General features: G+C 71.3%; 10 protein-coding genes. 8 read left to right on the forward strand and 2 right to left on the reverse strand.

Translation table 11 applies throughout. From position 1 onward, the window contains the following. The first annotated feature begins 375 nt into the window (after window positions 1–375). The 5 genes from AB0M67_RS12385 (at window position 376) to holA (ending at window position 6291) form a co-directional block, all read left to right on the forward strand. The gene (locus AB0M67_RS12385; protein WP_365745285.1) at window positions 376–1179 is read left to right on the forward strand and encodes a ComEA family DNA-binding protein; all 804 of its coding nucleotides are present in this window, start codon (window positions 376–378) and stop codon (window positions 1177–1179) included. Continuing rightward, on the forward strand, window positions 1176–3824 hold the full coding sequence (locus AB0M67_RS12390; RefSeq protein ID WP_365745286.1) for a ComEC/Rec2 family competence protein: 2649 nt from the start codon (window positions 1176–1178) through the stop codon (window positions 3822–3824). Before AB0M67_RS12385 ends, AB0M67_RS12390 begins: the two co-directional genes overlap by 4 nt. 164 nt (window positions 3825–3988) lie before the next feature. Next, window positions 3989–4891, forward strand: coding sequence for a YceI family protein (locus AB0M67_RS12395; protein ID WP_365745287.1), 903 nt, complete (start codon window positions 3989–3991; stop codon window positions 4889–4891). A 21-nt stretch (window positions 4892–4912) separates the two neighbouring features. Then, window positions 4913–5158 (forward strand): hypothetical protein, encoded by a 246-nt coding sequence (locus AB0M67_RS12400; RefSeq protein WP_365745288.1) that lies wholly within the window; start codon window positions 4913–4915, stop codon window positions 5156–5158. A gap of 137 nt (window positions 5159–5295) precedes the next feature. After that, window positions 5296–6291: a DNA polymerase III subunit delta gene (gene holA, locus AB0M67_RS12405; RefSeq protein ID WP_365745289.1), complete on the forward strand. Its 996-nt coding sequence runs from the start codon at window positions 5296–5298 to the stop codon at window positions 6289–6291. Window positions 6292–6508: 217 nt separating this feature from the next. Here holA and rpsT read toward each other — a convergent pair whose 3' ends face one another. Beyond that, complete coding sequence (gene rpsT / locus AB0M67_RS12410) at window positions 6509–6775, reverse strand: 30S ribosomal protein S20 (protein ID WP_030352331.1); 267 nt, start codon at window positions 6773–6775, stop codon at window positions 6509–6511. 203 nt (window positions 6776–6978) lie between these two features. Between rpsT and lepA the strand changes: the two genes are divergently transcribed. Together lepA and AB0M67_RS12420 are read left to right on the forward strand one after the other, a co-directional pair. Next, window positions 6979–8847, forward strand: coding sequence for a translation elongation factor 4 (gene lepA, locus AB0M67_RS12415; RefSeq protein ID WP_365745290.1), 1869 nt, complete (start codon window positions 6979–6981; stop codon window positions 8845–8847). A gap of 292 nt (window positions 8848–9139) precedes the next feature. Continuing rightward, window positions 9140–11029, forward strand: a complete 1890-nt coding sequence (locus AB0M67_RS12420; RefSeq protein WP_365745291.1) for an AMP-dependent synthetase/ligase — start codon at window positions 9140–9142, stop codon at window positions 11027–11029. Between the two features lie 24 nt (window positions 11030–11053). On the opposite strand, the gene AB0M67_RS12425 is transcribed toward AB0M67_RS12420, so the two are convergent. Further along, entirely contained in the window at window positions 11054–11638 is a 585-nt protein-coding gene (locus AB0M67_RS12425) for a response regulator (RefSeq protein ID WP_365745292.1), read from the reverse strand. Between the two features lie 269 nt (window positions 11639–11907). On the opposite strand from AB0M67_RS12425, the gene AB0M67_RS12430 reads away from it, so the two are divergent. Then, window positions 11908–14007: an ATP-binding SpoIIE family protein phosphatase gene (locus AB0M67_RS12430; RefSeq protein ID WP_365745293.1), complete on the forward strand. Its 2100-nt coding sequence runs from the start codon at window positions 11908–11910 to the stop codon at window positions 14005–14007. The last annotated feature ends 25 nt before the right edge of the window (window positions 14008–14032 follow it).

Genomic DNA, 14032 nt, shown 5'->3' on the forward strand with positions numbered 1-14032 from the left:
ATGTGCCTACCGTCTTGTGGCATGAGTCTCCGAACACGCTCCGTAACCTCCGCGGTCTCCGTGCCCTCCGCGGTCTCCGCGATCTCCTGGGCCGCCTCTGTCACCAGCGGTCCGGGCCGTGCCCCGGGCTCCGATGGCCGGGCCCGTCATGGGCGTCATGGCCGTCCCGGCGGCGCACGCACCCGCCCGCGCACGTCGCTGTCACGTCCGGGCCGTGCGGGCGGTACGGCTCCGGGCCCGATCTCCGGCCCACCCCCTGCTCGGACGGATGTGCGCCGTCGCGCGGAAGCGCTCTTCGCCGACGCTGTGTCCGGGAAGGGCGGGAACGCCATCACGACGCGTGGGCCGGACACGGCTCCGGTGCCGGAGGCGGCTGTGGCTGTGGCTGTGGCGCCGGAAGGGGCTGTGGCGCCGGGTGCGGCGCGGGCAGGGCGCGGGCGCGCGTGGGCGGTGACCGCGCTGTGTGAGCGGCTGCCCCTGTGGGTGCGGCTCAGATGCGGTCTGGAGCCCGGGACACTCGCGGCGCTCGCGGTGGTTCTGGTGGTGGGCGTGATCCTGGCCGGTCATCACTTCTGGAGCGGCCGGCCGGGGACCGTCAAGGCTCCGGAGAACGTCGACGCGGAGGCCGTGATCCCCGAGGCACCAGCGGCGACCTTGTCCCTGCCCACACTCGCACCCTCGTCCTTGTCCTTGTCCTCGCCATCGCTGTCGGGTCGGGTCGTTGTCGATGTGAGCGGGAAGGTGCGGCGGCCGGGAGTCCTGCGGCTGCCCGTCGGGTCACGGGTCGCCGACGCGCTGCGTGCCGCCGGGGGAGCGAAGCCCGGCGCGGATCTGACCGGGCTCAACCGGGCGCGGGTGCTGATGGACGGCGAACAGGTCCTGGTGGGCGGCCCCGCCCCACCAGGAGCACTGGGGGCACCGGGAGCGCCGGGAACACCGGGTACGGGCGTCGGTGCGGGCGCGGGCGACGCTGCCCGGGCCGCAGCGGGGCCGGTGAGCCTCAACGCGGCCACGCCCGAACAGCTCGACACGCTCCCCGGGGTCGGTCCTGTGCTCGCCCAGCACATCATCGACTACCGCGGCAGGAACGGCGGTTTCCGGTCCGTCGATGAACTGCGCGAGGTCAACGGCATCGGGGAGCGCAGGTTCGCGGACCTCCAGCCCCTTGTACGGCCATGACGCGCCCGGTGGTTCACACGACGGCCGGGCACCGCCTGGGGGCCGCCAACCCCCACCAGGAGGCACCCGCCGACCTCCGGCTTGTCCCGCTCGCCCTGGCGGCGTGGGGCGCGGCGGCCCTGGCGCTGGGAACCCCCGGGCGCTGGACCGCCGTTGGCGTGCTGGCCTGTCTGCTCACCGCGGGCCTGCTGCTGGTGTGGCCCGGTGCCGGACCGGAGCGACGGCTCACGGCACAGTTCACGTCACCGCACACGTCACGGCTCACGTCACGGCTCACGTCACGACTCAAGCGAAGGCTCAATGGCGTGGCCGTCGCGGGGACGCTGCTCTGCGCCGCAGCCGGAGCGGCGTCCGCCGGGCTGCACGCCGCCGATCCGCACCGGGGGCCCGTACCGGGCCTCGCGGAGCGGTACGCCCGCGTCACGACGGAGCTGACGGTGACCTCCGACCCCCGGCCCACGCGTCCTGCGGTTCGTGGGAACCGGAGCGAGGGGGGTGGGTTCGTCCTGGACGCGGACCTCACCCGGGTGATGACACCTCGGGACGGGACCACCACCGGCCGGACGCCCGTTCTGGTGATCGTCGCGCCCGGTGAACACTCCGGCCGGTGGCAGCGGCTGCTGCCTTCCACGCGGCTGCGGCTGACCGGGAAGCTCGCGCCTCCCCTCCGTGAGGACGACCGCTACGCCGCGGCGTTACGGGTGGAGGGGACGGGCCCGCCATTGGTCACCGGCGCGCCAACCCCCGTACAGCGCAGGGCCGGAGAGCTGCGTGCCGGGTTGCGTGAGGCCACCGAGGGACTGCCTCCCGATGCCCGTGCCCTGCTGCCGGGGCTGGTCGTCGGCGACACCTCGCGCGTCCCGCCTGAGCTGCACGACGCGTTCGCGGCGACCGATCTGCTGCATCTGATGGCGGTATCCGGAAGCAATCTGACGATTGTGCTCGCTCTGCTGATCGGGCCGGCGGGGCTGGCCATCAGAGCCGAACGGCGTGGGCTCGCCCCGCGTCTGGGGATCTCACTGCGGTCGACGGCGCTGCTGGGAGGGGTGCTCACGCTCGCCTTCGTGGTCGTCTGCCGGCCGGAGCCCAGTGTGCTGCGGGCCGCCGCCTGCGGGGCGATCACTCTCCTCGCCATCGGCACGGGCCGCCGCAGAACCCTGCTTCCCGCGCTGGCCGCCGCCGTACTGCTGCTGGTTCTCTACGACCCCTGGCTGGCCCGGAGCTATGGCTTCCTCCTCTCCGTACTGGCCACCGGCGCCCTGCTCACCATCGGGCCGCGGTGGAGCGCGGCGCTGGTGCGGCGCGGGGTGCCGCCGCGGCTCGCGGAGATGCTGGCCGCGGCCGGCGCGGCGCAGGCGGTGTGCGCGCCCGTGGTGGCCGTCTTCGCGGCCAGGGTCGGGCTGGTGGCGATCCCCTGCAACCTCTTCGCCGAACTGGCGGTGGCCCCGGCCACGGTCCTCGGCTTCGCCGCGCTCGCCGTGGCGCCCGTGGCGATGCCCGTGGCCGAGGTGCTCGCCCAGGGTGCGGGCTGGCCGGCGGGGTGGATCGCGTCCGTCGCGCGCGCCGGCGCGGCCCTGCCGGGCGCGGAGGTCGCCTGGCCGGGCGGCTGGCGTGGTGGCCTGCTGCTCGCCGTCGTGACGGTCCCCGTCCTGCTCGCCCTGCGGCGTGTCCCGCGCCATCCCTGGACGGCCGCCGTCTGCGCCGTACTGCTGCTGCTCGCGGTCCTCCGGCCGCCGCCGCTCACCCGGATCGTCACCGGATGGCCGCCGCCGGGATGGACGTTCGCGATGTGCGACGTCGGTCAGGGCGACGCGACCGTGCTCGCGGTGGGCGACTCCACGGCCGTGGTCGTGGACGCGGGACCCGATCCCGGTCCGGCCGACCGCTGTCTGCGGGACCTCGGCGTCACGCGCGTCCCGCTGCTGGTGCTCACCCACTTCCACGCCGACCATGTCGCGGGACTGCCGGGCGTCCTGCGGGGCCGGGCGATCGGCGCGATCCAGACGACGGTCTCCGAAGACCCCCCGGAACAAGCCGCGTTCGTACGGAGGACGGCGGCCGGGGCGCGCGTGCCCGTCGTCCGTGCGCGGCCGGGCGAGCAGCGCCGGATCGGACCGCTGACCTGGCGGGTGCTGTGGCCGGGGGCCGGGGCGGCCCCGAGGGCCGGGGAGCCGAACGACTCCAGCGTCACCCTGTTCGTACGGATCGCCCGGGGGCCGACGCTGCTGCTCCTCGGTGATCTCGAACCACCCGCTCAACGGGGCCTGTTGCGTAGCTGGGAGACGCTGCCACCGGTGGACGTGCTCAAGGTGGCCCATCACGGCTCGCCTTTCCAGCATCCGGGGCTGCTGCGCGAGGTACGCCCCCGGCTGGCCCTCATCTCGGCGGGCCGGGACAATCCGTACGGACACCCCTCGCCCCGTACCGTCGACACGCTCCGCGCCGGGGGAGCGGCGGTGCTCCGTACGGATACGGACGGGGCGATCGCGGTGGTGGGAGCCGGGGCCGGACTACGAGCCGTGTCCCGGGGCCGGACCTCGTCCCGGGCGGCGGGGGGTCGGTTCCCGCGACCACGGTCACCGCCCTCCCCGGCGCCGACCCGCGCGGCGATCCGGCGGCGACTCCTTGACACATCGGTTGTTTAACAGCGGGTGACAATCGACTCGGCGTAGCCCTGTACCAGTGGGTACGTTTGCCTCGAACAAAGCAGGGGTGATCGAATGCCTACTCGTCATGGGTCGCCGCTCTCGACGATGACGTCTCCCGTGCGCGGCCCCGCAGAGCCCGAACGCACAGGGGTACGTACACCATGATCAGCCGCCTTCTCGGCCGACGGACGGCCGCTCATCAGCGGAGCAACCCGCTCGCCGGGCTCTCTGTGCCCTTCGGCGCGGGGCTGCTCACCTGCCGGGTCCTCGACCCCGTCAACGAACCTGTCGGGCAGGCCGAGTTCACGGTGAGTGACAGCGCCGGCCGTAAGGTCGTGAGCGGTGAGACCGACCCCTTCGGGACGCTCGTGGCGATGGTGCCGTTCGGGGAGTACCGGCTCGCCATCTCGGCCGACAGCTTCGCCCCGTACCGGGGCAATGTGTCGATCGCCGAGGGCGTGGAGCCCAGCGGTCTCGGGGACATCGTGCTCCAGGTGGCCCCGTCGCTTCCGCTGCCCGCCCCCGGCGACTGGGAGATCGAACAGGCCCACACACGGGTCGGCTTCACCGCCCGCCATATCGGACTCGCCCGCGTACACGGCCGGTTCGACAACTTCGCCGGGGCGATCCGGATCGGCGACACCATCGAGAACACGGCGATGCATGTCGTCATCGACGCCGCTTCGATCAACACCAATGTGCGCATGCGTGACGACCATCTGCGGTCGGCGGACTTCCTCGACGTGGAGAAGTACCCGACGATGGAGTTCTACAGCGACCGCTTCGTACACCGCGGTGGCAGCACCTGGGCGATCACCGGCGGGTTCACGCTGCACGGCGTCACGCGCACGGTGACGCTCGACGCCAACTACGGCGGTATGCGCGTCGGTATGGAGGGCGAGACGCGCGCGGCCGTCGTCGCCACCACCGAACTGCACCGTGAGGACTACACCATCGACTGGCAGACGATGCTGGCCCGTGGCATCGCCGTCGTCGGCTCCAACATCAGGATCGAGCTCGACATCCAGATCGTGCCCAAGGACACGCAGCTGAAGTACAAGTGACGACACCCGATAATGGGGTCCGTGAGCGATGTGAGACACCTGCTGGTACTGCCCGACCGTGACGCGGCCGAGGACGCGGCGGAACAGCTGGGGGACCGGTTCGGCCTGCCCCAGGCACCGCGGTTGCTGCGGGACGCCCTGGCCGGGGAGGACGACGCGGAGGACGCTCAGTGGCTGCTGGTCGTGGAGGACCCCGAGGCGCGGATGGACACGGTCGCGCTCGACGCGTTCGCCGCCGAGTGGGGCGGCTGGCTGGAGGCGCCGTAGGACCTGTCCGGCGGATCGGCCCCGGCCGCGTCGCGTGTGAGCGGTCTTCATGGCCGAAGCAGGGCTTCGTGGCTCGGTGACCGCACGGCGGCAGCCAGGCGTCCGGGTGTCAGTGGGCCGTGCGACCCTGGATCACGATGGCCACCAAAAAAGCTTCCCCCGACGACCCGCTCGCCCCGCTCACGCTCGCCGTGGGCCAGGAGGATCTGCTGCTCGACCGCGCCGTGCAGCAGGTGGTGGCGGCGGCCCGCGCCTCCGACGCCGATACGGACGTCCGCGACCTCACCTCCGACCAGCTCCAGCCCGGCACCCTCGCCGAGCTGACCAGCCCATCGCTCTTCGCCGAGCGCAAGGTCGTGATCGTACGGAACGCGCAGGACCTCTCCGCCGACACGATCAAGGACGTCAAGGCGTATCTCGACGCCCCGGCCGAGGAGATCACGCTCGTCCTGCTGCACGCCGGCGGCGCCAAGGGCAAGGGGGTGCTGGACGCCGCCCGCAAGGCGGGGGCCCGTGAGGTCGCCTGCCCCAAGACGACCAAGCCCGCGGAGCGGCTCACGTTCGTACGTTCGGAGTTCCGCGCGCTGGGCCGCTCGGCCACGGCCGAGGCCTGCCAGGCGCTGGTCGACTCGATCGGCAGCGATCTGCGGGAGCTGGCGAGCGCCGTCTCCCAGCTCACGGCGGATGTCGAGGGCACGATCGACGACGCGGTCGTGGGCCGCTACTACACGGGCCGCGCGGAGGCGTCCAGCTTCAATGTCGCCGACCGCGCCGTGGAGGGCAGGACCGCCGACGCCCTCGAAGCGCTGCGCTGGTCGCTGTCGACCGGGGTGGCGCCCGTACTGATCACCAGCGCCCTCGCCCAGGGGGTGCGGGCCATCGGCAAGCTCTCCTCCGCGCGCGGCGGCCGGCCCGCCGATCTCGCGCGTGAGCTGGGGATGCCCCCGTGGAAGATCGATCGCGTGCGTCAGCAGATGCGCGGCTGGACCCCGGACGGTGTGGCGACGGCGCTGCGGGCGGTCGCCGACGCCGACGCGGGCGTCAAGGGCGGCGGTGACGACCCGGAGTACGCGCTGGAGAAGGCGGTCGTCGCGATCGCCCGCGCCGCCCGCTCGAACCGCGGAGACCGCTGACACCGCTGACACCGCTGAGACCGCCGACACCTGGGAGCGCGTACGCCGAAGGCCCCGGTGACCCGTCCTGGGGAGGACGGGGCCGGGGCCTCGACGTCAAACCTGGTGAACTCGCACCCGCGTGGCGAACGCAGTCGCGTGCGAGCTCGGGGACGCCGGTCAGGAGCGGTAGAGAGGGCCCGCTGAGTCCCGTCCGGCGGTCAAATCAAGAGAGCGCTCAGCCCTGGAGGGAAGCAACCTTGGCAGCCAGCGCCGACTTCTTGTTGGCGGCGGCGTTCTTGTGGATGACACCCTTCGAGGCAGCCTTGTCGAGCTTGCGGGACGCCTCACGAGCGGCCAGCGAGGCCTTCTCGACGTCGCCCGCGGCAGCGGCCTCACGGGCCTTGCGGATCGCGGTCTTGAGCGACGACTTGACAGCCTTGTTGCGCAGGCGTGCCTTCTCGTTGGTCTTGTTCCGCTTGATCTGGGACTTGATGTTCGCCACGAAAGAGCCTTTTCAGGTTCGGTGAATCTTGACTGAGCCGCCCCGCGCCGAGACGGCACGAGACACAGCTGTTCAGGCTACCAGTCACCCTCCGACCGGCCCAAACCGGGCGCAGTCCCGTACCCGTGGGACGATGGAGCCTACGTATCGATCCGAGTCGACCCGAGACGAGACGCCGCGCGTCTCAAGAATCAGGACCCTGCGTGCCCGCGACCCCTCTCCACGTGCCCGAGCCGAGCCGTACGGACCCGGCGCTGCTCCGCAACTTCTGCATCATCGCGCACATCGACCACGGCAAGTCGACGCTCGCCGACCGGATGCTCCAGCTGACCGGAGTGGTCGACCAGCGGCAGATGCGCGCTCAGTACCTCGACCGCATGGACATCGAGCGCGAGCGCGGCATCACGATCAAGTCCCAGGCGGTCCGGCTGCCCTGGGCTCCCCGTACGGGCGAGGGCGAGGGCACGACGCATGTCCTCAACATGATCGACACGCCGGGCCACGTGGACTTCACCTATGAGGTGTCCCGTTCGCTCGCGGCCTGTGAGGGCACGGTCCTGCTGGTGGACGCCGCCCAGGGCATCGAGGCGCAGACCCTCGCCAACCTCTATCTGGCGATGGAGAACGATCTCACCATCGTCCCGGTGCTCAACAAGATCGATCTGCCGGCCGCCCAGCCGGAGAAGTTCTCCGAGGAGCTGGCGAACCTCATCGGCTGTCAGCCGGAGGACGTGCTCAAGGTCTCGGCGAAGACCGGTGTCGGCGTGGACGTGCTGCTCGACCGGGTGGTCAAGGACGTACCGCCGCCGGTCGGCGTCGCGGACGCGCCCGCCCGCGCGATGATCTTCGACTCCGTCTATGACTCCTACCGCGGTGTCGTCACCTACGTACGTGTCATCGACGGCCAGCTCAACAAGCGCGAGCGGATCCGGATGATGTCCACCGGCGCCACCCACGAGCTGCTGGAGATCGGGGTCTCCTCGCCGGAGATGACCCCGGCGGACGGCCTCGGCGTCGGTGAGGTGGGCTACATCATCACGGGCGTGAAGGACGTACGGCAGTCCAAGGTCGGTGACACGATCACCACCCTCAACAAGGGGGCGACCGAAGCGCTCGGCGGCTACAAGGACCCCAAGCCCATGGTGTTCTCCGGCCTCTATCCGCTGGACGGCTCGGACTACCCCGAGCTGCGCGACGCCCTCGACAAGCTCCAGCTCAATGACGCGGCCCTGGTCTACGAGCCGGAGACCTCCGCGGCCCTCGGCTTCGGCTTCCGCGTCGGCTTCCTCGGACTGCTGCACCTCGATGTGATCCGGGAGCGTCTGGAGCGCGAGTTCGGGCTGGATCTGATCGCCACCGCCCCCAACGTGGTCTACCGCGTGCTGATGGAGGACGGCAAGGAGCACACGGTCACCAACCCGAGCGAGTTTCCCGAGGGCAAGATCGACTCGGTGCACGAGCCGGTCGTACGGGCCACGATCCTCGCTCCGAGCGAGTTCATCGGCTCGATCATGGAGCTGTGCCAGTCCCGTCGCGGCACCCTGCTCGGCATGGACTATCTCTCCGAGGACCGGGTCGAGATCCGCTACACGCTGCCGCTCGCCGAGATCGTCTTCGACTTCTTCGACCAGCTGAAGTCCAAGACCCGGGGCTACGCCTCGCTCGACTACGAGCCCACCGGCGAGCAGACCGCCCATCTGGTCAAGGTCGACATCCTGCTGCACGGCGACAAGGTGGACGCCTTCTCCGCGATCACCCACCGGGACCAGGCGTACGCGTACGGTGTGCGGCTGGTCGCCAAGCTGCGTGAGCTGATCCCGCGGCAGGCCTTCGAGGTGCCCATCCAGGCGGCCATCGGCTCCCGGGTCATCGCCCGCGAGACGATCCGCGCCATCCGCAAGGACGTGCTCGCCAAGTGCTACGGCGGTGACATCTCCCGGAAGCGGAAGCTGCTGGAGAAGCAGAAGGAGGGCAAGAAGCGGATGAAGATGGTCGGCAGTGTGGAGGTCCCGCAGGAGGCCTTCATCGCGGTGCTCTCCAGCGACGAGTCCGGCGGCAAGGCGAAGAAGTAGGGCCCCGGGGCGGTACGACGACAGCGCCCCGAGGCGGTACGACGACGTAGCGCGGAGAAGTAGCAGAGCGTGATCCATGGACAGGACGGGCCCCGCGCCGTGGCGCAGGGGCCCGTTCGTGTACCGCGCGCCCCCTGGGGCGGTTCGATATGAAGCGGCGTGTCGCTGCCCCTTACGTACCGGGCGGGTGGCATCTAGTCTGATCAATGATCCTAGTTACTCGTCGGTTAGTTACTCGTCAGTCACATAATCAGGTCAGTCACGCAGCGCTGCCGCGGGCTCGGAGGATGTCGTGAGCGACACACAGAACTTGATCGAGAACCGGCCGCCCTCCGTGGCGACCCTCTTCATTGAGCGCGTGAGCGCCACGCCGGACGCGGAGGCCTACCGCTTTCCCGTGCCCGCGCCGACCGGCCAGGGGCCCGACGAGTGGCGCTCCCTGAGCTGGCGCGAGGCGGCCGAGCGGGTGTACGCCATCGCCGCCGGTCTGATCGCGCTGGGCGTACGGCCCGAGGAGCGCGTCGCGCTCGCCTCGTCCACCCGCGTCGAGTGGATCCTCGCCGACCTCGGGGTGATGTGCGCGGGCGCCGCGACCACCACGGTCTACCCCTCGACCAATACCGAGGAGTCCGCCTACATCCTCGCCGACTCCGAGAGCCGGGTCCTGATCGCCGAGGACGCCGCCCAGCTCGCCAAGGCGCGCGAACACCGGGCCGAGCTGCCGCATCTCCGCCATGTCGTCGTGATCGACGCCGCCGACGCACTCCCCGCCGAGGGTGACCCGGAGGGCTGGGTGCTCTCGCTGGCCGATCTGGAGGCGCGCGGCACGGAGTATCTGCTCACACGTCCGGAGGCGGTCAAGGAGCGGGTCGCGGCCATCACGGCCACCCAGCTCGCCACCTTGATCTACACCTCGGGCACCACCGGCCGGCCCAAGGGCGTACGGCTGCCCCACGACAACTGGTCGTACATGGCCAAGGCCACCGCCGGCACCGGACTGATCACCAAGGACGATGTCCAGTATCTGTGGCTGCCGCTCGCCCATGTCTTCGGCAAGGTGCTGACCTCGGGACAGATCGAGGTCGGGCATGTCACCGCCGTGGACGGGCGGGTCGACAAGATCATCGAGAATCTGCCGGTGGTCCAGCCGACCTATATGGCGGCCGTGCCGAGGATCTTCGAGAAGGTCTACAACGGGGTCGCGGCCAAGGCGCGGGCGGGTGGCGCCGCCAAGTACAAGATCTTCCAGTGGGCGGCGGGGGTCGCCCGCGAGTACGCCAAGGTCTCCCAGGACAACTTCCGGCGTACGGGCACGGCCTCCGTACCGTTCGCCCTCGGCGCCAAGCACAAGGCCGCCGACGCGCTCGTCTACGCCAAGCTGCGCGAGGCGTTCGGCGGCCGGCTGCGCGCCGCGGTCTCCGGCTCCGCCGCGCTCGCGCCCGACATCGGCTACTTCTTCTCCGGGGCCGGGATCCACATCCTGGAGGGCTACGGACTGACCGAGTCCAGCGCCGCCAGCTTCGTCAACCCGGGGGAGGCGTACCGCACCGGCACGGTCGGCAAGCCGCTGCCCGGCACCGAGGTACGGATCGCCGACGACGGCGAGATCCTGCTGCGCGGCCCGGGGATCATGGCCGGATATCAGGGGCTGCCGGAGAAGACGGCGGAGGTGCTGGAGCCCGACGGGTGGTTCCACACCGGCGACATCGGCGAGCTGTCCCCCGACGGCTATCTGCGGATCACCGACCGCAAGAAGGACCTCATCAAGACGTCGGGCGGCAAGTACATCGCCCCGGCCGAGGTCGAGGGACAGTTCAAGGCGGTGTGCCCGTTCGTCTCCAACATCCTGGTGCACGGCGCGGACCGTAACTTCTGTACGGCGCTGATCGCGCTCGACGAGCCGACCATCCTCGGCTGGGCCGCCGAGAACGGTCTGGCGGGCAGGACCTACGCCGAGGTGGTCGCCTCCCCGGCGACCGAACGCCTGGTCGCGGGCTATGTGCAGCGGCTCAACGGGGGACTCCAGCGCTGGCAGACCATCAAGAAGTTCCGGCTGCTGCCGCGCGATCTGGACATCGAGCACGGCGAGCTGACGCCGAGCCTCAAGCTCAAGAGGCCGGTGGTGGAGCGGACGTACAAGGATCTGATCGAGGAGATGTACGAGGGCACCCGGGAGTCCTGAGGGCGGCCGTCTCGGACCGGGGCCCTACCGGCCCCGGTCGCGCCGCAGTTCCGCCAACGTCTCCTCTATTCGGGCCAGTTGCTTCCCCACCGAGCCGAGGCCCCCGGTGGCGCCCCCGCGTAACTCGTCCTCGATCGAGGCCAGCCGGTCCGTGATCTCCCCCAGATGCTCCTGCTCCCGGGCCAGCAGCCGTTCCAACTGGCGGTTCTTGCGGTACAGATCGAGGAAGACGCTGACCTTGGCACGGAGCATCCACGGATCGAAGGGCTTGGTCAGGAAGTCCGCCGCGCCCGTGGCATAGCCCCGGAAGGCATAACCGCTGTCGGACTCCGGACCGTTCACGAAGATGATCGGGATGTCCTTGGCCCCGTCGAGCCGCTTGATCCGGTAGGCGGTCTCGAAGCCGTCCATGCCGGGCATCCGGACATCCAGCAGAATCAGCGCGAACGGCTCCCGCGACAGCGCCCGCACCGCCTCCTCGCCCGAACGGGCCCGTACGAGCGGCTCGTCCAGCGAGGCGAGGACCGCTTCCAGTGCGTCGAGATTGTCCTCCAGGTCATCGACGAGAAGGATGCTCGCCCGGTCCGTGGTGGCTGTTGTCCTGCTCATCCCGCTCCCCTTGTCCGGCCCCGTGTTCAGGCCAGGGAGGCAAGGATGCTCTGTGCGAAGCGTTTTGGCACGTCCTTCCGGCCGTTTGGCCACGTGTCGCCACCGCGCCGACGCGCTCCCCGCCGTACCACCGCGCATCCGGCCGGTGTGCTTCCGGTTCATGGTCAAATCTTGTCCACTTCCATGACTCGGCGCGTATGAGCGGGCTCCGTCTGTCACTCTGTCGGGATCGTAAGCGGCACAACGCCAGAACCGGATCAGGAGCCGCAGTGGGGCGCATTCCGATCCCGCGCGAGACCCTTCATCTCCCGGCACCCCCGGTGCCGTTACGGAGGGACACGCGGTCGACATCACGTACCAGCCTGCCGGGCAACCCGCTCGCGCCGTCCGCCGCGCGCCGCTTCACCCGCGCCGCGCTGGCGGACTGGACCAGTCTCGGGCTGCTCACCACCTGTACCTTCTGCCAGGGGGACGAGGGCTGTTCCCCGGGGGAACACAGCACCGATCTGCTCGCGGACGACGCGGTGCTGATCGTCGACGAACTCGTCACCAACGCGGTGGTGCACGCGGGCACCACCGTCGAGCTGCTCTGCCGGCTCGAAGACCCCGGTGAGGACACGTCCGGGACCCCCTCGGGGGAGGGCGAGGAACCCGCGGCCGTGGTCCTCGAAGTCTCCGACCACCACCCCGCCCGCGCCATACAGAGCGACGCGGCCGGGCAGGGACCGGCCGGCACACCCGAGTACGGGCGCGGGCTGCAACTGGTCGCCGCGCTCGCCGAACGCTGGGGCATCACCTATCGCTCGGGGCTCAAGACCGTCTGGGCCCGTCTCCCGCTCGAAGGCCGGGACCCGGGACAGGACCAGGGGACCGAACCCGCCCTGCGGCGCGGGCTGCGCGCCGCCGAGATCCTCGCGCCGGCGACCCGCCGTACGGTGCGCGACGACCCCGAGTGGACGGGCCGGGGCGCCCTCTCGTTCCTCGCCGAGGCGTCCGAACTGCTCGCCGGGCAGCTGGACGAGGATCTCGTCGCGGCGCTCGCCGGACAGTTGCTGGTGCCACGGCTCGCGGAGTGGTGCGCGGTCTGGCTGGACGGCGAGGGCGGGCAGCAGGGCGCGGTGCCCCGGCTGGCGCGGGTGTGGCACGCGGACGAGGCGAGGATCGAGCCGCTGCGCGGGCTCCTGGAGAAGGAGCCGCCGCGGTTACCGGTCTCGCCGAGGGGCGGACCGGTGCGGGTGCCCTGGCCGGGCGAGGGCTCCGGTGCCGGTTCCGGCCCGGGTCCCGGTTCCGGCCCGGGTCCGGACTCCGGGGCCGGTCCTGTGCTCGGTTCCGGGGCCGGGGCGGCGCTCGCCTGCCGGCTGGTCGCGAACGGGCGCGCGCTCGGCACGCTGCTGCTCGGCAGGCCGGGGCAGGGCCCGGTCCCCGACGAAGTGACCGCGCTCATCGAGGACTTCGCGCGCCGCGTCGGCCTCGCGATCGGCGCGGCCCGCCGCTACACCCGTCAGGTCACCATCAGCCGGGTCCTGCAACGCGGACTGCTGCCCAGCCAGGTGGCGCGCATCCCTGGCATCGCCAGCTCGCTGGTGTACGAGCCGAGCGACGACGGTCTGGCGGGCGGTGACTTCTACGACGTCTTCCCGTGCCCGCCGGGCGACCGCTGGTGCTTCATGCTCGGCGACGTCCAGGGCAGCGGTCCCGAGGCCGCCGTCGTCACCGGCCTGGCCCGCCCCTGGCTGCGGCTGCTCGCCCGCGAGGGCTACCGCGTCGGCGCGGTCCTCGACCGGCTGAACCGGCTGCTGCTGGACGACGCGACGGAGGCGGCCGAGTCCGCGTCCCTGATGGTCGCCGCGTCTGCCGCGTCTGCCGCGTCCGCGACGTCTGTGGCGTCCGTGGCGTCCGCCGCGTCCGCGCACCCGTCGTCGTCACCCTCACCGTCCGAGGGCAGCCAGGCCCGCTTCCTCTCCCTGCTGTACGGCGAGCTGATGCCGCTGCCGGGCGAGGGCGGTGCCGTACGGTGCACCCTCGCCAGCGCCGGCCATCCGCTGCCGCTGCTTCTGCGGCCGGACGGGACGGTACGCGCGGCGGCGGAGCCACAGTTGCTGCTCGGGGTCGTCGACAAGGTCGCGTACGAGAGCAGCACCTTCGACCTGGAGCCGGGCGACACCCTGCTCTGCGTCACCGACGGCGTCACGGAGCGCCGCTCCGGCCGGCGGATGCTCGACGACGGCGACGGCCTCGCGCGGGCCCTGGCGGGGTGTGTGGGGCTGACGGCCCAGGGCGTCGCGGAGCGGATACGGCAGGTGGTCCACGACTTCGACGAGACGCCGCCGGAGGACGACGTGGCGCTGCTGGTGCTCCAGGCGACCTGAGCCCCCGCGTAACCGGGTGGACCGG

It is taken from the genome of Streptomyces sp. NPDC051662 (assembly GCF_040681655.1).
GTDB lineage: Bacteria > Actinomycetota > Actinomycetes > Streptomycetales > Streptomycetaceae > Streptomyces.

Excerpts from the sequence above, each read along its gene's own strand:
- AB0M67_RS12395 (WP_365745287.1), top strand. The coding sequence starts at position 3,989 with ATGATCAGCCGCCTTCTCGGCCGACGGACGGCCGCTCATCAGCGGAGC.
- holA (WP_365745289.1), top strand. The coding sequence starts at position 5,296 with ATGGCCACCAAAAAAGCTTCCCCCGACGACCCGCTCGCCCCGCTCACG.
- AB0M67_RS12425 (WP_365745292.1), bottom strand. The coding sequence starts at position 11,638 with ATGAGCAGGACAACAGCCACCACGGACCGGGCGAGCATCCTTCTCGTC.
- AB0M67_RS12390 (WP_365745286.1), top strand. The coding sequence starts at position 1,176 with ATGACGCGCCCGGTGGTTCACACGACGGCCGGGCACCGCCTGGGGGCC.